The sequence below is a fragment of the Aeromonas sp. Y289-2 genome, from assembly GCF_027705925.1.
GTDB classification, from domain to species: Bacteria; Pseudomonadota; Gammaproteobacteria; order Enterobacterales; family Aeromonadaceae; genus Aeromonas; species Aeromonas veronii.
The window spans coordinates 424,081-441,626 of record NZ_JAPDCH010000002.1; the positions used below are offsets into that span (position 1 = coordinate 424,081).

Annotated in this window: 20 protein-coding genes; 10 read left to right on the forward strand and 10 right to left on the reverse strand. The window is 58.1% G+C overall.

Translation table 11 applies throughout. The annotated features are described in order from the left end of the window. Nucleotide 1: 1 nt before the first annotated feature. Nucleotides 2–913 carry a chemotaxis protein CheV gene (locus tag OKC43_RS06250; RefSeq protein ID WP_005334174.1) on the reverse strand — a complete coding sequence of 304 codons (912 nt, stop codon included), beginning with the start codon at nt 911–913 and terminating at the stop codon, nt 2–4. 144 nt (nt 914–1,057) lie between these two features. Here OKC43_RS06250 and flgA point away from each other — a divergent pair, with 144 nt between their 5' ends. From flgA to OKC43_RS06265, 3 genes are all read left to right on the forward strand, one after another. Further along, complete coding sequence (gene flgA / locus OKC43_RS06255; protein WP_082182337.1) at nt 1,058–1,741, forward strand: flagellar basal body P-ring formation chaperone FlgA; 684 nt, start codon at nt 1,058–1,060, stop codon at nt 1,739–1,741. Nucleotides 1,742–1,832: 91 nt separating this feature from the next. Next, nucleotides 1,833–2,153 (forward strand): flagellar biosynthesis anti-sigma factor FlgM, encoded by a 321-nt coding sequence (gene flgM / locus OKC43_RS06260; RefSeq protein ID WP_115520930.1) that lies wholly within the window; start codon nt 1,833–1,835, stop codon nt 2,151–2,153. Continuing rightward, nucleotides 2,150–2,566, forward strand: coding sequence for a flagella synthesis protein FlgN (locus tag OKC43_RS06265; RefSeq protein WP_040066163.1), 417 nt, complete (start codon nt 2,150–2,152; stop codon nt 2,564–2,566). Before flgM ends, OKC43_RS06265 begins: the two co-directional genes overlap by 4 nt. 36 nt (nt 2,567–2,602) lie before the next feature. Here the strand turns inward: OKC43_RS06265 and yfcE are convergent, their stop codons facing one another. Both yfcE and OKC43_RS06275 read right to left on the reverse strand, forming a co-directional pair. Next, complete coding sequence (gene yfcE, locus OKC43_RS06270; protein WP_270658359.1) at nt 2,603–3,145, reverse strand: phosphodiesterase; 543 nt, start codon at nt 3,143–3,145, stop codon at nt 2,603–2,605. 10 nt (nt 3,146–3,155) lie between these two features. After that, entirely contained in the window at nt 3,156–4,793 is a 1,638-nt protein-coding gene (locus OKC43_RS06275; protein ID WP_270658358.1) for a peptide ABC transporter substrate-binding protein, read from the reverse strand. A gap of 156 nt (nt 4,794–4,949) precedes the next feature. Here OKC43_RS06275 and OKC43_RS06280 point away from each other — a divergent pair, with 156 nt between their 5' ends. Further along, a complete protein-coding gene (locus OKC43_RS06280) occupies nt 4,950–5,849 on the forward strand; it encodes a DMT family transporter (RefSeq protein ID WP_115520927.1) in 900 nt (299 codons plus the stop codon). 19 nt (nt 5,850–5,868) lie between these two features. Here OKC43_RS06280 and rsuA read toward each other — a convergent pair whose 3' ends face one another. After that, entirely contained in the window at nt 5,869–6,561 is a 693-nt protein-coding gene (gene rsuA / locus OKC43_RS06285) for a 16S rRNA pseudouridine(516) synthase RsuA (protein WP_270658357.1), read from the reverse strand. A gap of 168 nt (nt 6,562–6,729) precedes the next feature. Between rsuA and OKC43_RS06290 the strand changes: the two genes are divergently transcribed. Next, a complete protein-coding gene (locus OKC43_RS06290; RefSeq protein ID WP_270658356.1) occupies nt 6,730–7,929 on the forward strand; it encodes an HD-GYP domain-containing protein in 1,200 nt (399 codons plus the stop codon). Between the two features lie 18 nt (nt 7,930–7,947). Here the strand turns inward: OKC43_RS06290 and OKC43_RS06295 are convergent, their stop codons facing one another. Further along, complete coding sequence (locus OKC43_RS06295) at nt 7,948–8,127, reverse strand: hypothetical protein (RefSeq protein WP_005344504.1); 180 nt, start codon at nt 8,125–8,127, stop codon at nt 7,948–7,950. A 130-nt stretch (nt 8,128–8,257) separates the two neighbouring features. Further along, nucleotides 8,258–8,911: a fructose-6-phosphate aldolase gene (gene fsa / locus OKC43_RS06300; RefSeq protein ID WP_270658354.1), complete on the reverse strand. Its 654-nt coding sequence runs from the start codon at nt 8,909–8,911 to the stop codon at nt 8,258–8,260. A gap of 128 nt (nt 8,912–9,039) precedes the next feature. On the opposite strand from fsa, the gene OKC43_RS06305 reads away from it, so the two are divergent. From OKC43_RS06305 to OKC43_RS06320, 4 genes are all read left to right on the forward strand, one after another. Beyond that, nucleotides 9,040–9,936 carry a glycyl-radical enzyme activating protein gene (locus tag OKC43_RS06305; RefSeq protein ID WP_042080205.1) on the forward strand — a complete coding sequence of 299 codons (897 nt, stop codon included), beginning with the start codon at nt 9,040–9,042 and terminating at the stop codon, nt 9,934–9,936. Between the two features lie 4 nt (nt 9,937–9,940). Further along, nucleotides 9,941–12,373 (forward strand): formate C-acetyltransferase/glycerol dehydratase family glycyl radical enzyme, encoded by a 2,433-nt coding sequence (locus OKC43_RS06310; RefSeq protein ID WP_270658353.1) that lies wholly within the window; start codon nt 9,941–9,943, stop codon nt 12,371–12,373. A gap of 95 nt (nt 12,374–12,468) precedes the next feature. Continuing rightward, complete coding sequence (locus tag OKC43_RS06315; RefSeq protein ID WP_005350628.1) at nt 12,469–13,215, forward strand: DeoR/GlpR family DNA-binding transcription regulator; 747 nt, start codon at nt 12,469–12,471, stop codon at nt 13,213–13,215. A 127-nt stretch (nt 13,216–13,342) separates the two neighbouring features. Further along, nucleotides 13,343–15,193: an extracellular solute-binding protein gene (locus OKC43_RS06320; RefSeq protein ID WP_270658351.1), complete on the forward strand. Its 1,851-nt coding sequence runs from the start codon at nt 13,343–13,345 to the stop codon at nt 15,191–15,193. 93 nt (nt 15,194–15,286) lie between these two features. Here the strand turns inward: OKC43_RS06320 and OKC43_RS06325 are convergent, their stop codons facing one another. Further along, nucleotides 15,287–15,679 carry a DUF2750 domain-containing protein gene (locus OKC43_RS06325; protein ID WP_005334204.1) on the reverse strand — a complete coding sequence of 131 codons (393 nt, stop codon included), beginning with the start codon at nt 15,677–15,679 and terminating at the stop codon, nt 15,287–15,289. Nucleotides 15,680–15,838: 159 nt separating this feature from the next. Then, on the reverse strand, nt 15,839–16,387 hold the full coding sequence (locus OKC43_RS06330) for a hypothetical protein (protein WP_270658349.1): 549 nt from the start codon (nt 16,385–16,387) through the stop codon (nt 15,839–15,841). A gap of 245 nt (nt 16,388–16,632) precedes the next feature. Here OKC43_RS06330 and OKC43_RS06335 point away from each other — a divergent pair, with 245 nt between their 5' ends. Continuing rightward, entirely contained in the window at nt 16,633–16,881 is a 249-nt protein-coding gene (locus OKC43_RS06335) for a TIGR02647 family protein (RefSeq protein ID WP_005334209.1), read from the forward strand. Here the strand turns inward: OKC43_RS06335 and OKC43_RS06340 are convergent. Both OKC43_RS06340 and OKC43_RS06345 read right to left on the reverse strand, forming a co-directional pair. Then, the gene (locus OKC43_RS06340) at nt 16,868–17,173 is read right to left on the reverse strand and encodes a hypothetical protein (RefSeq protein WP_270658348.1); all 306 of its coding nucleotides are present in this window, start codon (nt 17,171–17,173) and stop codon (nt 16,868–16,870) included. The two genes, OKC43_RS06335 and OKC43_RS06340, sit on opposite strands and share 14 nt — an antisense overlap. 90 nt (nt 17,174–17,263) lie before the next feature. Further along, nucleotides 17,264–17,473, reverse strand: coding sequence for a cold-shock protein (locus OKC43_RS06345; RefSeq protein ID WP_005302803.1), 210 nt, complete (start codon nt 17,471–17,473; stop codon nt 17,264–17,266). Nucleotides 17,474–17,546 lie beyond the last annotated feature (73 nt).

Below are 17,546 nucleotides of genomic sequence, written 5' to 3' on the forward strand. Positions count from 1 at the left end.
ATTAGAGTGCGTTTTGTACGGCCTTGGCCAATTCATCAGGCTGGAACTTGGCGATAAAATTGTTCGCACCAACTTTCTGCACCATTGCCTGGTTGAATACTCCACTGAGCGAGGTATGCAGAATAACATGCAAATCCTTGAGATTGGGATTATTCCGGATCTCGGCAGTGAAGGTATAGCCATCCATTTCCGGCATTTCGATATCCGAAATAACCAGCGCAACCTGATCCTTGATAGGACCATTTTTGGTCATTTCCAGCAGCATGTTCAATGCTTCGCGGCCATCTTTTGCCAACACGCACTCGACACCGATAGCCTCAAGCGCACGTTGTACCTGTTTGCGTGCCACTGAGGAGTCATCCGCAACAAGAACAGGACGCCCCAGAGTCGGGTGGTCGACACTGGCCTGAACCAACTCCTCACTCACATCCGTTGCAACCGGCGAAATTTCGTTCAATATCCGCTCAACATCAAGAATTTCGACCAACTCGCCGTCGACTTCAGTCACGGCTGTCATGTAGTTGATGCGACCCGCACCTTTGGGCGGAGGCAGGATGGATTCCCAGTTCATATTGATGATGCGCTCGACCGAATGCACCAGAAATCCCTGAATAGAGCGGTTGTACTCGGAGATGATAATGAAGCATTTGCTCAGGTCATCAATCGGGCGTTTGCCAACCGCCATGCTGAGGTCGATGACCGAGATAGTCTGGCCACGAATATGTGCAACCCCGCGAATGCAGGAGTTCAATTTTGGCATCACGGTCAAGGGGGGACACTGCAACACTTCACGCACTTTGAATACGTTGATGCCAAATCTTTGACGTCCATTGAGACGAAACAACAACAACTCCAGCCGGTTTTGCCCCACTAGCTGGGTACGTTGGTTGACCGAGTCCAGGATACTGGCCATAAACACTCCCTAAAAACGCTTGGCATTAATCATGCATGCGTGATGGATTGCGTCAGACTATCGATGTGACAACGAACAGATTCTGAAGCAATCATAGTTAAATATGGTGATATGCGTGAACAACTTATCGACCAACGAGCGAAAATGATTAACCGACTTTTACTCATCAGCCTCTTTTTTGGCAGCATATCTTCCAGCTACGCCTCGGACGTCACTACTTATCTGCAAGAAAAGGCACAAGAGTTCGTTTACAGCCAGCTGGATATTCCGTTGGATGCCAGAGCCGAGGTCACCTCTGCCACACTGGATGAACGGCTCCCACTGACCCGCTGCGAAGATCTACTCACTATCAGCTTACCAGCAAAAATGGAAATTCGCCGTAATACAACAGTTTACCTTAAATGTGAGGAAGAAAGGCCCTGGGACGTCTATCTCCCGGTGCGGGTCAGCATTCAAAAGCCCTATGTCACTGTGACCAACCCCATCGCCAAGGGGGACCTGCTGAGTGAAAGCCAGTTGGTGTTGGCCTATCAGGATCAGACCCTGATCCGCGGCGACTACCTGACTGACACAGCCCCTCTTGTCGGAGTACGCAGCAAGCGGGAACTAAAACCTGGGCAACCCATCCGTTTGAGCCAGGTTTGTGTCGTGTGCAAAGGGGATCAGGTCACCCTGACGGCAGAAAACAGCAACTTCCAGATCAAAACCATGGCCCGAGCCTTGCAAGATGGCAGCTTCGGAGAGATCATCAAACTCGTCAATATTCGCTCCGGCAAAACCGTTGAGGGTAAAGTCAGTTCGGTAGGTGCCGTATCGGTCACTTTTTAAATCCGGATCCTTGACAACTTTTTTCTAAAGTTTTGATCTGCCGCACCGATAAACAGGTAAGCAAACCTTAAAGCAGACGAAGGTAACTAAAATGGCCATCAACAATATCAACAACTTGGCGAATAATCGGTTGCAAAATACCGCTAATAGCCAGGGGACAGGCAGCAAGTCAGTCACCTCATCGCCCGAAAACAAAGCGGCTACTGTCAAGCTGGACTCCGTCTCCTTGACCAGTGAGGCGCAACAATTGCAAAAGATGCAACAAAACCTCAATACCGCCTCAACCGGCAATGAGAGCAAGGTCGAACGGCTGAAAAAAGCCGTCTCGAGTGGCGAATATCAGGTTAACAGCGACGCTGTGGCCAAGAAGATGTTCAGTTTCGAGGCCAATCTGGACAAAGTTCTGGGATGATGGATTTACCTTCGTTACTGCACACCCAAGATGATTACCTCAGCCAGATGCAAGGCATTCTGGAAGAGGAGTTCAGCTTGCTCGAACAGCATCAGGCACTGGCCCTGCCCGCACTGACCGAGCGCAAACAGCAGTTGCTTGCTGCGATAGAAACTCTGGACAAGACACTGGCAGAGATGCCGGAACTGGCACTGCAGCTGGCAGCCTATCCCGATGAGATGGCGCAACTTCGTGCAAAACTGGATGCTTGCCAGGCACAAAATGATATCAACGGTCGCTTGCTTGAATTGAGCATCGTATCAAACCGTCGTCTGGCAACCTTTCTGAGTCAGCTGCGCGATCGCAACAGCCTGACCTATGACGCCAAGGGCAACACTCGCTCTGGCACCCGCTCCTACGGTATCAAGGCCTGACATCTCTTATCAGGCCTTGCATTTTTGCTCTCCGTTTTAAAGCACCAGTCGCAACAACTCTCGCCCGTCCTCACACGCATTGACGCGCAGTACCCCGTCCTCATAGCACCCGTAACTGGCCGGCAGCTCACCGCGCGGGAAACAGATTGACCCCGGGTTCATCAATACCCGCTCCCCCTGCCACTCCAGCACAGGTACATGGGTGTGACCGCTCAGGAACAGACTCCCCACAGGCAGCTGTACCTCGTCCGGGCGATAAAGATGGCCATGGCTGACAAACCAGCGCCGCTCATCGATCAGTAACTGGTTGTAGGGGGCGGTGATGGGAAAGCGCAACAGCATCTGATCTACTTCGGAATCACAGTTGCCCCGCACCGCGATGATTTGCGGAGCCAACTCGTTGAGCCGATCGGCCACAGCGGCCGGGTTATACCCTTCCGGCAGAGGATTGCGCGGGCCATGGTTGAGCAGATCGCCGAGCAGCAGATAGTGATCCGGCTGCCAGGGCTCAAGTTGGGTCAGCACCTGCTCCAGCGCAATGATGCTGCCGTGGATGTCGGAAATGATGGCAAGTTTCATGAAATGCTCCTCACTGCGGGCTGAAATAGAGATCCTTGGTGGCAATCGTCCCTTTCAAATTCTGGCTGGGCAGCCCTCGCAGCGCGGGATCGACCAGTCTCATCTGATTGTAATGATACACGGGGAGGATCGGCGCCTCCTCAAGCAGCAACTGTTCGGCATGCCGGTAGAGTTCAACACGGCTCGCGCTGTCCAGCGTATTGGCCGCCTGCTCCAGCAGCAGATCAAAGTCGGGATTGCAGTAGCCGCTCTCGTTGCGCAGATCCTGACAACGGAAGCTGCCCAACATGGCAGACGGCTCCACGTAATCGCCAAACAGGAAGCTTCTGGCTACCTGGAAATCACCGCTATCCTTGGCCACCTGATAGGCGCCCCACTCCAGACTGTTGAGGGTGACCTGTACCCCCAGCTTCTGCCACATGGCGGCAATGGCCATCGCCATCTGCTTGTGGGTTTCTGCGCTGTTGTAGGTAATGCTCAGCTTGAGTGGATTGGCACTGTTATACCCGGCCGCTGACAACAACGCTGCCGCTTTGGCCTGGCGGGTTGGCATATCTTCAAGCGCCACAGGCAATAACACCCGGGGGTAACCCGGCATCTCCGGCAACAGCGACCATGCCGCCTGTTCATCCTGCCCGCTCACCGATCCAATGAGCTGCTGTCGATCAACCGCCATGGAGAGCGCCTGACGCACCCGCACATCCTGCAGTTCGGGTCGCTTCAAATTGAACGCATAGAGATAGGTGCCAAACAGCGGCAAGCCCCAGAGCCGCTCCGGAGATTCGCGCTTCATCTTCTGGTAATAGCCGAGGGAGACCTTGTTGGTGAGCTGGATTTCACCAGCCTCATAACGCAGCCGTTCGGCATGTTGCGAGTTGATAGGAAGGTAGGTGACCCGTCCGATACGGGTGTGAAGGTCATCCCAGTAGTGGATATTGCGCTCGGCTTCTATCCGCTCGTTCGGCGTCCAGCTTGCCAAACGATACGCCCCATTGCTCACCAGCTTGCCGGGCTCGGTCCATTGTTTGCCAAATTTGGCTATCGCCTTCTGATTGACTGGCACAAAGGGGCGCTGACTGATGAGTTGCAGGAAATAGGGAACCGGCCGCTCCAGGGTGATTTTCAGGATCTGATCGCTTTGCGCTTCAATGCCCAGATTGCCGAGCTCCAGCGCACCGGCATAGATGGATTGAGCATTGTTGATCCCCGTTGCCAGCAGCAATCCGGCAGAAGGGGAGTTGATGGCCGGATCGAGCAGACGGCGCCAGGCATAGACAAAATCAGCGGCCACCAGCGGCTCGCCATTGGACCATTTCAGTTGAGGGCGCAGGAAAAAACGCCACTCCAGCCCATCGTCACTCACCTCCCAGCGCAGTGCCTGAGCGGGGACGATATGCCCCTGCCCGTCATCGCTGACCAGCCCTTCAAACAGATCGACCAGTACCGCCTCCCCCGGAAAACCGGATCGCACCAGTGCCGGGTCCAGCGACTCCGGCTCGGCACCGTTGCCCTTGACCAGGGTTTGCCGATCGGCCAGCAGAGGCTGCTGCTCAACGGTGGTGGCATGGGCCAGGGGCCCTGCCAGCACGGCAAGCAATAGCGGGGAGAGCCAGCGTTGCGCCAGCTTGGGGAAAAAACCATACCTCATGACAAAACCTCGAATAAAACCACTGCAGGAGGGGAAGGCCGACGGCGCGCCTGATGAATGCCTGATGCCGCTCTTGTTATCCCCGAAAACGCCCCGTATTGTATCGGGCTTGCCCGGGAGATGGAGTCTTTCGGGTTAATTTTTTCAGGAGTTTTTATGGGTTATGAGTGGCTGGCCCTCGCATCGGCCAGTTTATGGGCAGTTGCAGCGCTAATTTCGGTCAAACCGGCCCGTCATCTCGGCGCATTTGCCTACAGCCGCTGGCGCATGTTTCTGGTCAGCCTGATGCTCGGCACCATGAGTCTGCTCACTGGCGGCTGGCAAACCCTCACCGCAAGCGCCCTGCCCCTTCTCGCCATCTCGGGACTGGTCGGTATCTTCGTCGGCGACACTGCGCTGTTTGCCTGCATGAACCGGCTGGGGCCAAGACGCAGTGCCCTGCTTTTTTCCTGCCATGCGCTCTTTTCCGCCCTGCTTGGGCTCTGGCTCTTTAATGAACAGCTGACGGGCTGGCGACTGCTGGGGGCCATGCTGGTCTTTGCCGGCGTGATGCTGGCGATCCTGTTTGGCAGACGCAGTAGCAGCAACGAGTGGGAGCAGATCCGCGGCAATCTGGCGCTGGGAATTGGCCTTGGCCTGACGGCGGCACTGTGTCAAAGCGTGGGAGCCATCATCGCCAAGCCAGTGATGATGAGTGGTGAGGTGGATGCGGTGAGTGCATCGGGTATCCGGATGGGCAGTGCCCTGCTGGCCCACTGCGTCCTGCGGCTTGGGCGCTTGCCGCTGGCCATGCCGCTCAAACCAGTCAATCGCCATATCCTCGCCATGATTGCCACCAACGGTTTTCTAGCGATGGGGCTGGGGATGACGCTGATCCTGATGGCGCTGCGGCAGGGCGAGGTGGGCATGGTGGCCATTCTCTCCTCTACCACGCCGGTACTGCTGCTGCCGCTATTGTGGTGGCACTCGGGGGAGCGGCCATCCGTTGCCGCCTGGGCGGGTGCACTGATTGCCACCCTGGGCACCGCACTGGTGCTGGGTTTCAGCACTCACTGACCCCCGGCACCATCCCTGATCAGAACAGGGCAATCTCCTCAGCTGTCAGCTCGCGGTATTCACCGGGTGCCAGCTCTTCGTCAAGCGTCAAGCCACCCACACGCTCGCGATGCAAGCCAACGACCTTGTTGCCGATGGAGGCAAACATCCGCTTGACCTGATGGTACTTGCCTTCGTGAATGGTCAGGCGGGCCTCGCACTCGCCGAGAATTTCCAGCTGGGCAGGACGAGTTTTATCGGTCTCGTTACGCAGGTAGACCCCTTCGGCGAACAGCGCGATTGCATCCGGGCTCACCGGATCGGCCAGCCAGACGTGATAGGTCTTGGCACACTCGTGGCGCGGCGAGGTAATGCGGTGGGACCATTGACCGTCGTCGGTCACCAGCACCAGACCCGTGGTATCGAGGTCGAGGCGACCCACTACATGCAGCTTGCCCATCGCCGGTTCATCCATCAGGAAGAAGACGGTCGGGTGATCCGGATCATCGTTGGAGCAGACGTAACCTTCCGGCTTGTGCAGCATGAAATAGCGGTTGCGCTGCTCCAGCGTCAGCAGCACGCCGTCAAACTCGATCTGGCTCTGCTCATTGATATGAAAGGTGGGCTGCTTGACCACAATGCCATCCACCATGACCTCACCCTGACGGATCAGTTTGCCTGCCAGCGAGCGGGTCAAATCGGAACAATCGCACAGAAATTTATCAAGCCGCATTCACAACCTCGGAGTCCAACAAGTAAAGGGGCGTCATTATATCGGGCGGGGGCGACAACGCCACTGTTAAGGGGTTGCCAATTATGACGAACTGGTCATCCGATGTTACACTTCTCCGGTGTGACCCATCCGAACGATACTCATAATAATAAGAGTCAGGAAGCCCTCATGAAGTCTCAAGCATCCTATCCCGTCATTCCCGTCAACCAGCTGAAACCCGGCATGTATGTCATTGCTATCGCCAGCCAGACAGGTGGGATGGAGATCGCCCAGATGGGCTTGGTGACCAGCGTGGCGCAAATTGCCAATCTGGTGCGTCAGGGGGTGCTCACGGTACGCATCGATCTGGCCCGCAGCAAACCGGGCAGTGCCGAAAGTGACGCCGTTACCTCCCCCGACCTCAATGCCAACAGCGCCCAGGTGGGACGCCGGGCCAGTGCCAACGGCGAAGGACGGGAGCTTAAAATCCGACGCCTCTATCAGGAAGCGCGCGAGCTGCAAGGCAAGTTCATTCGCCACCTCAAAGCGGGTGAGCCCATCGACATCACCCCGCTGGCCGAAGTTGCCGAAGAGATGGTGGACACCATGTTCACCCACGGCGATGCCATGCTCTGTCTGGCCCGTATTCGCGCCAAGGATGCCTACCTGATGGAGCACTCCATGAACGTGGCCATTCTGCTGGCCAACTTCGGCCGCTATCTGGGACTGGAACGCAGCGTACTCAAGGAGCTGACCCTGGGTGGCCTGCTGCACGACGTGGGCAAGATCATGACCCCGGACGAGGTGCTCCACAAACCGGGCAAGCTGACCGATGAGGAGTTCGCCATCATGCGTCAGCATGTGGTGCACAGTTACGAGATCCTCAGCAATACCCCTGGCATTACCCCCACCATGCTGGAGGTGGCCGCCAACCACCACGAGCGGCTCGATGGCTCCGGCTACCCGCAGCGACTGAAGGGGGAGCAGCTCTCTCTCTATACCCGGATGAGCGGCATCGTCGATGTCTATGATGCCATCACCGCGGATCGGGTCTACAAAGCAGGTATGCAGCCGACCCAGGCCTTCCGCATTCTGCTCAAGGGGATCAATCAGCACTTTGATGCCGAACTGGTCACCAAGTTCATCAAGTGCATGGGGGTCTATCCGGTGGGAACGCTGGTACAGCTCTCAAACCAGCGCCTGGCTATCGTGATGCAGCGCAACGAGCAGCAGCCGCTCAAGCCGGTGGTCAAGGTGATCTATCACTCCACCCAGCGTCACTACCTCGACGTACATTGGCTAGATCTGGCCAAGTCAGGGGTGCAGGAGAGCATCGAGAATACAGTCGACCCCAAAGAGTTTGGCATCAACCTCGCCAACTTCTTCTAAACCTCTCACCTCAGTTATTCATGATTGGCGCTGGCTGTCGAGCCAGTGCCGGATCAGAAACTCCTCATCCAGCGGCGAGAGATCAAAACGCAGGCTGGCCTCTTCAATGGCGGCGATATCGTGCTGATGATGCTCGCTGAGCCAAAGCACCGCACGACGCAAATCTTCACCATGGGGGAGTAGCAGATGGTCGCTCATGGGATACCTCCGGTAGACTGCAGGGCGGCCCGCGAACGTGGCCACCTCTTTCCAGTCTAGTCGGTCAATCCCCATCACCCGCGCTTCTTCACCCTCCCCCTCAATCACTGCAATCAGCTTGTCACCGGGATCAGCGACCGAAGGCGCGCTGCCAATCCTGATCAAACTTCGCTAGCGCCGCATCCACCGCTGGCACGTTCAGCAGCTGCTCCGCCACATCGAGCGGCAAGGTGATGGACTGGCAACCCGCCAGCAGGCAGTCGAGCGCTTGACGCGGGGTACGGAATGACGCCGCCAGCACCTTGCTGTTCGGCGCGTGCAGCGCAAGCAGCTGTTGCAGCTCCTGCACGGTGGCGATGCCATCGCCCCCCTGGGCATCCAGCCGGTTGACATAAGGTGCGACATATTCCGCCCCCGCCACCGCCGCCAGCCAACCCTGCAGCGGGGTATAGACAGCGGTGCCCAAAGTCGGCACACCGTTGGCGGTCAGGCTCGTGATGGCCGCCAGCCCCTCTGCGCATACCGGGATTTTGATCACCAGATCCGGGTCCAGCTCACGCAGGGCAAATGCCTCGCGCACCATCTCGGTTTCGGTTTTGGCCATCACCTGGGCAAACAGGCGCGCCTTGGGGCCCAGCACGTCGCGCAGGGCGGGCAGCAGCTCACAGAGCGGCAATCCCCCGGCGGCGGTAATGGAAGGATTGGTGGTGACACCGGCCAACGGCAGGATCCGTGACCAGCGACGCACTGCCGCCACATCGGCGGTATCGAGATACAGCTCCATCTCTAACTCCTTAACGGGATGTTCAATATGTCGCCATTCTAGCGATAAAACATCTGCAAATAGCTTGATCAAAATCAAATCAACTTTCGAATGAAAGCAAATAGAATGCAAATACAAAAGGAGGCGGTATGATTTTTGACCTGCAACGATATTCAACTCACGATGGCCCCGGCATTCGCACCCTGGTGTTTCTCAAGGGATGCTCGCTGGCCTGTCGCTGGTGTCAAAACCCGGAAAGCCGCTCTCCCAAGCCGGACATACTACTCGACCGGCGCCAGTGCATCGAGGGATGCCAGCTATGCAGCCAGGCCTGTCCGGCAATCTTGCGTGACAGCGAGGGCATCCAGCTCAGCCGTTCTGCCCTCAAGGCCGGCGATATGGAACGGCTGCGCGGCCTCTGCCCAAGCGAAGCGCTGCAGGTGTGCGGCCGCGATGAAACCCTGGACACCCTGATGGACACCATCCTGCGGGATCGCCCCTTCTTCGAGCGCAGCGGCGGTGGCGTCACTCTCTCCGGTGGCGAGCCTTTTATGCAGCCCGACTTTGCCGCCGCTTTGCTGGCCCGCTGCAAAGCCGAAGGGCTGCACACCGCGGTCGAGAGCTGCCTCCATGTGCCCTGGCACCAGATTGAGCCAAGTCTCCCCTCACTGGATCTGGTGCTGGCGGATCTCAAACACGTGGATAAAGAACGTTTCTTCCACTGGACCCGCGGCAAGGTGGAGCTTCCCATCGTGAACCTCAAACGCCTGGCCGAGCACGGCGTGGCCATGCAGATCCGGGTGCCGCTCATTCCCGGCTTCAATGCCGACCGCGCATCGATCAGCGCCATCACCGACACCGCCGCCAGCCTCGGCACCGTGCAGGAGATCCACTTCCTCCCCTACCACACGCTGGGGATGGGCAAATATGCCCTGCTGGATCTGCCCTATCAGGCGCCGGAGACACCGCTCGATGACCCCGATTTACTCCGCTTTGCCCATGCATACGCCCAACGTCAGGGGCTGACCCCTGTGACCAGAGGATAAGATCATGACCCAGCTCGACCTCAATACCCTCAGCCCGCGGATCCGCGCCCACAAAGAGAGCCTGATCCACATCGTTCAGCCGCCGGTCTGCACCGAGCGTGCCCGCCACTACACCGAAGCTTATCAGGCTCACCTCGCCCGGCCGCTGCCGGTGCGCCGCGCTCTGGCGTTGGCCCATCACCTCAAGGAGCGCACCATCTGGATCAAGCACGACGAGCTTATCGTCGGCAATCAGGCCAGTCAGGTACGGGCGGCGCCGCTGTTTCCTGAATACACGGTGAGCTGGATTGAGAAGGAGATCGACGAGCTGGCAGACCGTCCCGGCGCCGGTTTTGCGGTCAGCGAAACCGACAAGGCGATCATCCACACCCTCACCCCCTTCTGGCGCGGCCAGACGGTGCAGGATCGCTGCTTCGGCCTCTTTACCGACGAGCAGAAAGCGCTGCTGGAGAGCGGCATCATCAAGGCCGAGGGCAACATGACCTCGGGGGATGCCCACCTCGCGGTCAACTATGAGGAACTGCTCACGCTGGGGCTCGATGGCTTCAAGGCCAAGGTGGCCGAGCGGCGCAGTCGGCTGGATTTGGCGGATTGGGCCGATCTGCAGCGCGAGCAGTTCCTGCACGCCGTCGCCATCACTCTGGATGCGGTCAGCGCTCACATCTCGCGCTATGCCGCACTTGCCCATGATATGGCAGCACAAGAATCTCGCCCCGAGCGCCGAAACGAGCTTGAGACCATCGCGCTCAACTGCGCCCACATCGCCCACCAGCCCCCCGAGACCTTCTGGCAGGCGCTGCAGCTCTGCTACTTTATCCAGCTCATCCTGCAGATCGAATCCAACGGTCACTCGGTGTCGTTCGGCCGGATGGATCAGTACCTCTACCCCTGGTATCGCCGCGAGGTGGAATTGTCGGAATCCCTGCCTCGGACGCGCGCCATCGAACTGCTGCAAGGGTGCTGGCTCAAGTTGCTGGAGGTGAACAAGATCCGCTCCAGCACCCACTCCAAAGCCTCCGCCGGCAGCCCGCTCTATCAGAACGTCACCATCGGCGGCCAGAACTGGCGGGATGGTGCAGCCCATGACGCGGTCAATGGCCTCTCCTACGCGATTCTGGAGTCCTGCGGCCAGCTGAGATCCACCCAACCCAACCTCTCGGTGCGCTACCATGCCGGGATGAGCGAGGATTTCCTCGACGCCTGCATTCAGGTGATCCGCTGCGGCTTCGGCATGCCCGCCTTCAACAACGACGAAGTGGTGATCCCCGAGTTCATCAAGCTCGGAGTAAGCGTGGAGGATGCCCACCACTACGCCGCCATCGGTTGCATCGAGACCGCCGTGCCCGGCAAGTGGGGCTATCGCTGCACCGGCATGAGCTTTATCAACTTCGCCCGCATCCTGCTGGCCTCCCTTGACGGCGGCCGCGATGCCACCACCGGCAAGGTATTCCTGCCCCAGCCCCAGTCGCTGCGAGACGGGAGCTTTGGCAACTTTGACGAGGTGATGGCCCGCTGGGATGAGCAGGTGCGCTACTTCACCCGTAAATCCATCGAGATCGACTGCGTAGTCGACAGCGTGCTGGAGGCTCAAGCCCACGATATCCTCTGCAGCACCCTGGTAGATGACTGCATCGAGCGCGGCAAAACCATCAAGGAGGGGGGCGCCGTCTATGACTGGGTCTCCGGTCTGCAGGTGGGAATTGCCAACCTCGGCAACAGTCTGGCAGCCCTGAAGAAACTGGTGTTCGAGCAGGGGATTGTGGATCAGCAAGAGCTGGCCGAAGCACTCGAGCAAGATTTTACCGGACTGGCGGGGGAGCAGCTGCGCCAGCGCCTCACCAACGCCGCCCCCAAATATGGCAACGATCTGGACGAGGTTGACCTGCTGCTGGTGCAGGCTTACCAGAGCTACATCGACGAGCTCAAGGGGCTGCACAACACCCGTTTCGGCCGCGGCCCCATCGGCGGTACCTACTATGCGGGCACCTCCTCCATCTCCGCCAACGTGCCCTTCGGTGCCGCCACCATGGCCACCCCGGATGGTCGCCATGCCCGCACGCCGCTGGCGGAAGGGGCCAGCCCCTCCTCGGGTTCGGATCGTCTCGGCCCGACGGCGGTGTTCAACTCCATCGGCAAGCTGCCCACGGCGGCCATCCTCGGCGGGGTGCTGCTCAACCAGAAGCTGAGCCCGGCGAGCCTTGAGAACGAGCGGGACAAGGCCAAACTGATGAGCCTACTGCGCACCTTCTTCGAGGTGCACAAGGGGTGGCACGTGCAGTACAACATCGTCTCGCGCGAGACCCTGCTGGCGGCCAAAGCCAATCCGGATCAATACCGGGATCTGGTGGTACGGGTAGCGGGCTATTCGGCCTTCTTCACCGCCTTATCCCCTTATGCGCAAGATGATATCATCGCCCGCACCGAGCACAGTCTCTGACGGGGCGCACCCCATGGCGCCTGTGACGTCATATGATTGGCAAGCCACCCCACGGGTGGCTTGCCGCTATCCAACACCTTGCATGTGAGCGCACCATGAATCCACGCCACCAACTGATCCTCACTCTGGTCCATCAGGCTCGCAAGATGAGCGTGAGTGAACTCTCCCGACATACCGGCGTGTCTGAGGTGACGGTGCGCAACGACCTCACCGCGTTGGAGAAGCAGGGACTGCTCAGACGGGTACACGGCTCGGCCATGGCGCTGGAGACCGATGACCCGGATGCCCGGATGAACATCAATTACCTGCTCAAGGAGCGCCTCGCCGAGCGGGCCGCCCAGCTGGTGGAAGATGGCGAGACGGTCTTTATCGAGGGGGGCAGCGCCAACGCCATGCTGGCGCGCCATCTGGCCCTGCACAAACGGGTCACCATCATCACCATCAGCAGCTATATCGCCCATCTGCTCAAAGACACCCCGGCTCAGGTGGTGCTGCTCGGCGGGCTGTTCCAGCATCAGAGCGAGAGCGTGGTAGGGCCGCTCACGCGCCTCTGCATCGAGCAGGTGCACTTCTCCAAGGCCTTTATCGGGGTCGACGGTTTTCATCCCGAGATGGGTTTCACCGGCCGCGACATGATGCGGGCCGATGTGGTCAACAGCGTGCTGGCCAAGGGGATGACCAATGTGGTGATCACCGACAGCAGCAAATTTGGCGCCATCCACCCGAGCCAGCTTGGCGCCCCGGGTCAGATCAACGTGCTGGTTACCGACGATGCCCTGCCCGCCCCCATGCGGGCCGCCATCGCGGCCAAGGGGATCACCCTGCACTGCGTTGCGGCCTAGGCCACCCGCTAATTCACGCTATTTCATTGACCTGACAGGATAAAATTTTCATGATGAGCCAGTCCCCATCGGGACTGACATCACCAGTGTGTGATCTGCAGGAAGCAGACTTCAGGAGAGCAAGGACATGCCATCGACCATCACCGCCGGGGAGCGCCGCCTCCCCCCTATCATTCGCGCCACCGCCATCACCCTGACCCTGTGCTCGAGCCCGTTTGGCTGGAGTGCCACGCTGCCTGCCGACTTGAAGTGGGAGAGCAACAACCAGGATCCTCTCTATGCCGATCCGGCCGCCAAACGCGGCGGCACCTTTCGCACCTTTATGACCAGCTTCCCCCTGACCCTGCGCAAATATGGCCCCGACTCCAACGGCGGCTTTGCCGGTTACGTGCGGGAAACCAACCTGCCACTGCTGAGCACTCATCCCGTCACCGGCAACCCCATGCCGATGCTGGCAAACGAGTGGGCCTTCGGCGCCGACAACAAGACCCTCTATTTTCGCATCAATCCCAAAGCGCGCTGGTCAGATGGCCAACCGGTCACCGCCGATGACTGGCTCTTTACCCTCAAGATGATGCGCAGCAAGGAGATCAACGATCCCTGGAACAACAACTACTACAGCACCCAGATAGCCGATATCACCAAGTTTGATGATCACACCCTGGCCATCACCAGCGGTACCGAAAAGAGCCGCCAGGATTTGCTCGAGTCACTGCCCATCAGCCCGGAGCCGAGCCACGCCATCACGCTCACCGCCAACTGGGTCAAGGAGTACAACTGGAAGGTGTTGCCAGTCACCGGCCCCTATCAGATCGATCAGGTGAAAAAGGGTAAATCGGTCACCTTCAAGCGGATTGAAACCTGGTGGGGGGATGACGAGCGCTACTTCCAGCATCGCTTCAATCCTGCGCGGATCGAGATCAAGGTGCTCAGGGATCTGAACATCGCCTGGCAGCACTTCCTGCGCGGCGATCTCGACACCTTCCCGCTGGTGATGCCCAACTGGTGGCACGACAAGACCAACACCGCCGAGTTCGAGAAGGGGTATATCGCGCGCACCTGGTTCTACAACCAGACCCCGCAATCGCCAATGGGGCTCTATCTCAACACCGCCGATCCGCTGCTGAATAATCTCGATGTGCGGCTCGGGATCCAGCATGCCCTCAACCTCGACAAGATGCTCACCACCCTGCTGCGGGGGGATTACCAGCGACTCAACAGTTATGGCTCAGGTCAGGGTGAGTTTACCAACAGCGAGATCAAGGCCCGTCCGTTCGATCCCAAACTGGCACGGGAATACTTTGCCAAGGCAGGCTTTAACAAAGTGGGGCCACAGGGGATTTTGCAAAACGACAAGGGGCAGTCACTGACGCTCGCTATCACCTACACCACCGCAGAGCACGCCCAGCGGCTCACGCTGTTGCGGGAAGAGGCCAAGAAGGCGGGGCTTAATCTGGAGCTAAACCTGATGGATGCCTCGGCCGGTTTTAAATCGATGCTGGAGAAAAAGCACCAGAGCGCCTGGATGGCCTGGGCGGGTAGCCGCTATCCCGCCTATTGGGAGTTCTTCCACAAGGTCAACGCCAACAAACCCCAGACCAACAACATCATGAACATCGATGACGACGCCATCACAGCGCTGGTGGAGCAGTATGACAAGGAGTTCGACTTTGCCAAAAAGGCGGCCCTGTCACGGCAGATCCAGCAGCGGCTCTATGAGCTGGCGAGCTTCGTCCCCGCCTATCAGGTGCCCTACACCCGGGAAGGAGCCTGGCGCTGGATCAAACTGCCAAAAGTACCTGCCACCCCCAAGAGCGAGCAGCTCTACTGGTCCCTCGGTGGCGACAACAGCGGTTACAGCTATGGCGGTCTGCTGTGGCTCGATGAAGAGCTAAAATCCGAGACCAGGGCAGCCATCAAGAGCGGCAAGACCTTCCCAGCCGAGCCCATCATCGACACCACCTATCGCCAGCCCTGATAGCCACAACTCGTTTGGCAAACAGACCTAAAACAAAGACCCCGCCAGATAGCGGGGTCTTTGTTGCAACCTGTGTTGCGAATCGAGCGGTGATCAGCCGCGTTTTGCCTGCTTCTCGGCAATGGCGTCAGCCACGTCAGCCGGCTCCAGTACGATGCCTTCCTGATCCGGGGTCGGGAACACGGCAACACACAGCTCGTCCTGCTCCATACCGTCAACCCAGCGCTCCAGCCACACCTTCAGGGTGATGGACTGCGGCTTGCAATCGGCCCACTCACCTTCGGCCCACGCCTTGGCGTACTCCGGGTGCGGCCATACCGGGATGCAATCTTCATCGTCGGTGGTCAGCATCATGACGCCATGCTCGTCAGTCAGGACGAACAGCTCTTCATGCTCGACCAGCTTGCTGATGAAGTGATCGTAACGGTAATCAGCGTTCAGTTGCAGCGCGGCATTGCGCTCGGTGTCGCTCAGTTCATAGCTCATTGGCCAAGTCTCTCTCTCGATAAAGGGCGCCATGTTCACATCTTGTCGTCAGCTTGTCCAGCTTGCAGCCCCTTGGCACCGGATGGGGAGGACAATGACGCAAATAAGGATAGAGCAGCCTCCTCGATAGCGAGACCGCCAGCCATCATATTGCCCCTTTTACAGCGCAGGGGTGATCAGCTCCACATCAGGCTGCTCGCTTAGCTTTTGCCGCAGCCAGTAGGCGGACTCCACCTCGACAAAGCAGAGCAGATCCCGGCCATTGGCCGCCATCGCCATCAGCTGCTCAAAACGCAGCTGTTGCTGCTGCTCCCAGGCGGCAGCGAGTTTGGCGCCGTGGGCCTCATTCACCACTTCGCGGCGCAACTCGAACAGGTTATCGGTGATCGGGCTGTTGATCTTGGCGGCGGTGTGCCAGTACATCAGCAGGTTATCCATCATCTCGCTGTCGTAGTTGGCCAGTGCATCCAGCTCGGGTGTATCACCGCTGTCGCTGACGGCAAAATCACACCAGCCCGCATCGAGTGACGCCAGCTCATGAGCCCCATTGGCATGCTTGCGCAACAGTGCAATGTCGGCCCCCTTGCGTGCAGGCAACCATACCTCGCCCTGATGGGCATCCAACAGGGACGTCAACGAAGCAGCGGGGTAAACCGGAAAGCGGGTACAAAGTGAATGCAGCAGGGATACCAGAGTGATCTTGACCATGAGCGATACCTTGAACAGGGCGAACAGCCACCAATAGACCGTCCGATATAAAGAAGTGCCCTATCCTACCACGTTTGGTCCGGCTCGGCCCTTGGCGAAGCTGTCAGCCAACCATCTGATTACGCCGAAAAAAACAGCATTTGAAACGCAGCATCCAGTCAAAGATCAATAATTTGAGCCAGCGCCCACTAAAGTGGATCCGGGGATGCTAGTTTGCATACATCTTTAGCGTAAGGAGTAAATCCATGATTGGGATCGACCAGGTTTCTAACGAATTCGTGAACGATTTGAAAATACTGGCATGCTTTGATCCGGCCAACATGAGTCTGGGGATTAAATTACGCAGCGATATGTCTGAAGAGTTGTGCCAGGCGGCAGCCCGTCTGCATCAACAGGGGCTCATCAGCGCAGAAGATGGCGGCTATCTCACCCCGTTTGGCATGACCATGGTTGAACACCTGCAACATCTGTTGGTCGCACTCAAACCGCTTTGACCGGCTGTGGTGCCCAGAGCGAAAAGTTGAGTAGCTCCCAGCGCTCCCCTTGGTGAAGATGACAGGCAAACAGAAAAGGACCTTCGGGTCCTTTTACTTTGCCATCCACCAGCCACTCCCCCTCCCTTTCAGGCACCAGTCGCGCATTTACCTCATCGGATTGCAGCGCATCACCTATTCGGACCTGGACAAACTGCTGGCAGATCACCTGCGCTTCCATCGCGGATTGAACCGGTACCGGCGCATCGGACGACGGAGTCAAGGTGGCAGCAAGCAGGAGCGATAGCAGCATGATTCAGCACATGGGAGTCAGTAGCAGAAGCCATATAAACAAAAAGCCGTGGCACCAGAGGTACCACGGCTTTCTTAAATTCTGTAAGAATTACAGAGCGGTTACGTTCTCAGCCTGCGGGCCTTTCTGACCTTGGGTCACAGAGAACTGTACGCGCTGACCTTCAGCCAGGGTACGGAAACCGTTACCTTGAATGGCGCTGAAGTGAACGAAAACGTCCGGGCCGTTTTCTTGCTGGATGAAGCCAAAACCTTTGGTTTCGTTGAAAAACTTAACGGTACCGGTGATCATGTTAGACATATCTTTTAAACCTGTATTCAAAATAATTACTTATGCTTTTCAGCGGGTAAAGCTCAAAAAACGGGATTAACTT

Coding starts and splice junctions, on each gene's coding strand:
- OKC43_RS06250 (WP_005334174.1), bottom strand. CDS start 913: ATGGCCAGTATCCTGGACTCGGTCAACCAACGTACCCAGCTAGTGGGG.
- flgA (WP_082182337.1), top strand. CDS start 1,058: ATGATTAACCGACTTTTACTCATCAGCCTCTTTTTTGGCAGCATATCT.
- flgM (WP_115520930.1), top strand. CDS start 1,833: ATGGCCATCAACAATATCAACAACTTGGCGAATAATCGGTTGCAAAAT.
- OKC43_RS06265 (WP_040066163.1), top strand. CDS start 2,150: ATGATGGATTTACCTTCGTTACTGCACACCCAAGATGATTACCTCAGC.
- yfcE (WP_270658359.1), bottom strand. CDS start 3,145: ATGAAACTTGCCATCATTTCCGACATCCACGGCAGCATCATTGCGCTG.
- OKC43_RS06275 (WP_270658358.1), bottom strand. CDS start 4,793: ATGAGGTATGGTTTTTTCCCCAAGCTGGCGCAACGCTGGCTCTCCCCG.
- OKC43_RS06280 (WP_115520927.1), top strand. CDS start 4,950: ATGGGTTATGAGTGGCTGGCCCTCGCATCGGCCAGTTTATGGGCAGTT.
- rsuA (WP_270658357.1), bottom strand. CDS start 6,561: ATGCGGCTTGATAAATTTCTGTGCGATTGTTCCGATTTGACCCGCTCG.
- OKC43_RS06290 (WP_270658356.1), top strand. CDS start 6,730: ATGAAGTCTCAAGCATCCTATCCCGTCATTCCCGTCAACCAGCTGAAA.
- OKC43_RS06295 (WP_005344504.1), bottom strand. CDS start 8,127: ATGAGCGACCATCTGCTACTCCCCCATGGTGAAGATTTGCGTCGTGCG.
- fsa (WP_270658354.1), bottom strand. CDS start 8,911: ATGGAGCTGTATCTCGATACCGCCGATGTGGCGGCAGTGCGTCGCTGG.
- OKC43_RS06305 (WP_042080205.1), top strand. CDS start 9,040: ATGATTTTTGACCTGCAACGATATTCAACTCACGATGGCCCCGGCATT.
- OKC43_RS06310 (WP_270658353.1), top strand. CDS start 9,941: ATGACCCAGCTCGACCTCAATACCCTCAGCCCGCGGATCCGCGCCCAC.
- OKC43_RS06315 (WP_005350628.1), top strand. CDS start 12,469: ATGAATCCACGCCACCAACTGATCCTCACTCTGGTCCATCAGGCTCGC.
- OKC43_RS06320 (WP_270658351.1), top strand. CDS start 13,343: ATGCCATCGACCATCACCGCCGGGGAGCGCCGCCTCCCCCCTATCATT.
- OKC43_RS06325 (WP_005334204.1), bottom strand. CDS start 15,679: ATGAGCTATGAACTGAGCGACACCGAGCGCAATGCCGCGCTGCAACTG.
- OKC43_RS06330 (WP_270658349.1), bottom strand. CDS start 16,387: ATGGTCAAGATCACTCTGGTATCCCTGCTGCATTCACTTTGTACCCGC.
- OKC43_RS06335 (WP_005334209.1), top strand. CDS start 16,633: ATGATTGGGATCGACCAGGTTTCTAACGAATTCGTGAACGATTTGAAA.
- OKC43_RS06340 (WP_270658348.1), bottom strand. CDS start 17,173: ATGCTGCTATCGCTCCTGCTTGCTGCCACCTTGACTCCGTCGTCCGAT.
- OKC43_RS06345 (WP_005302803.1), bottom strand. CDS start 17,473: ATGTCTAACATGATCACCGGTACCGTTAAGTTTTTCAACGAAACCAAA.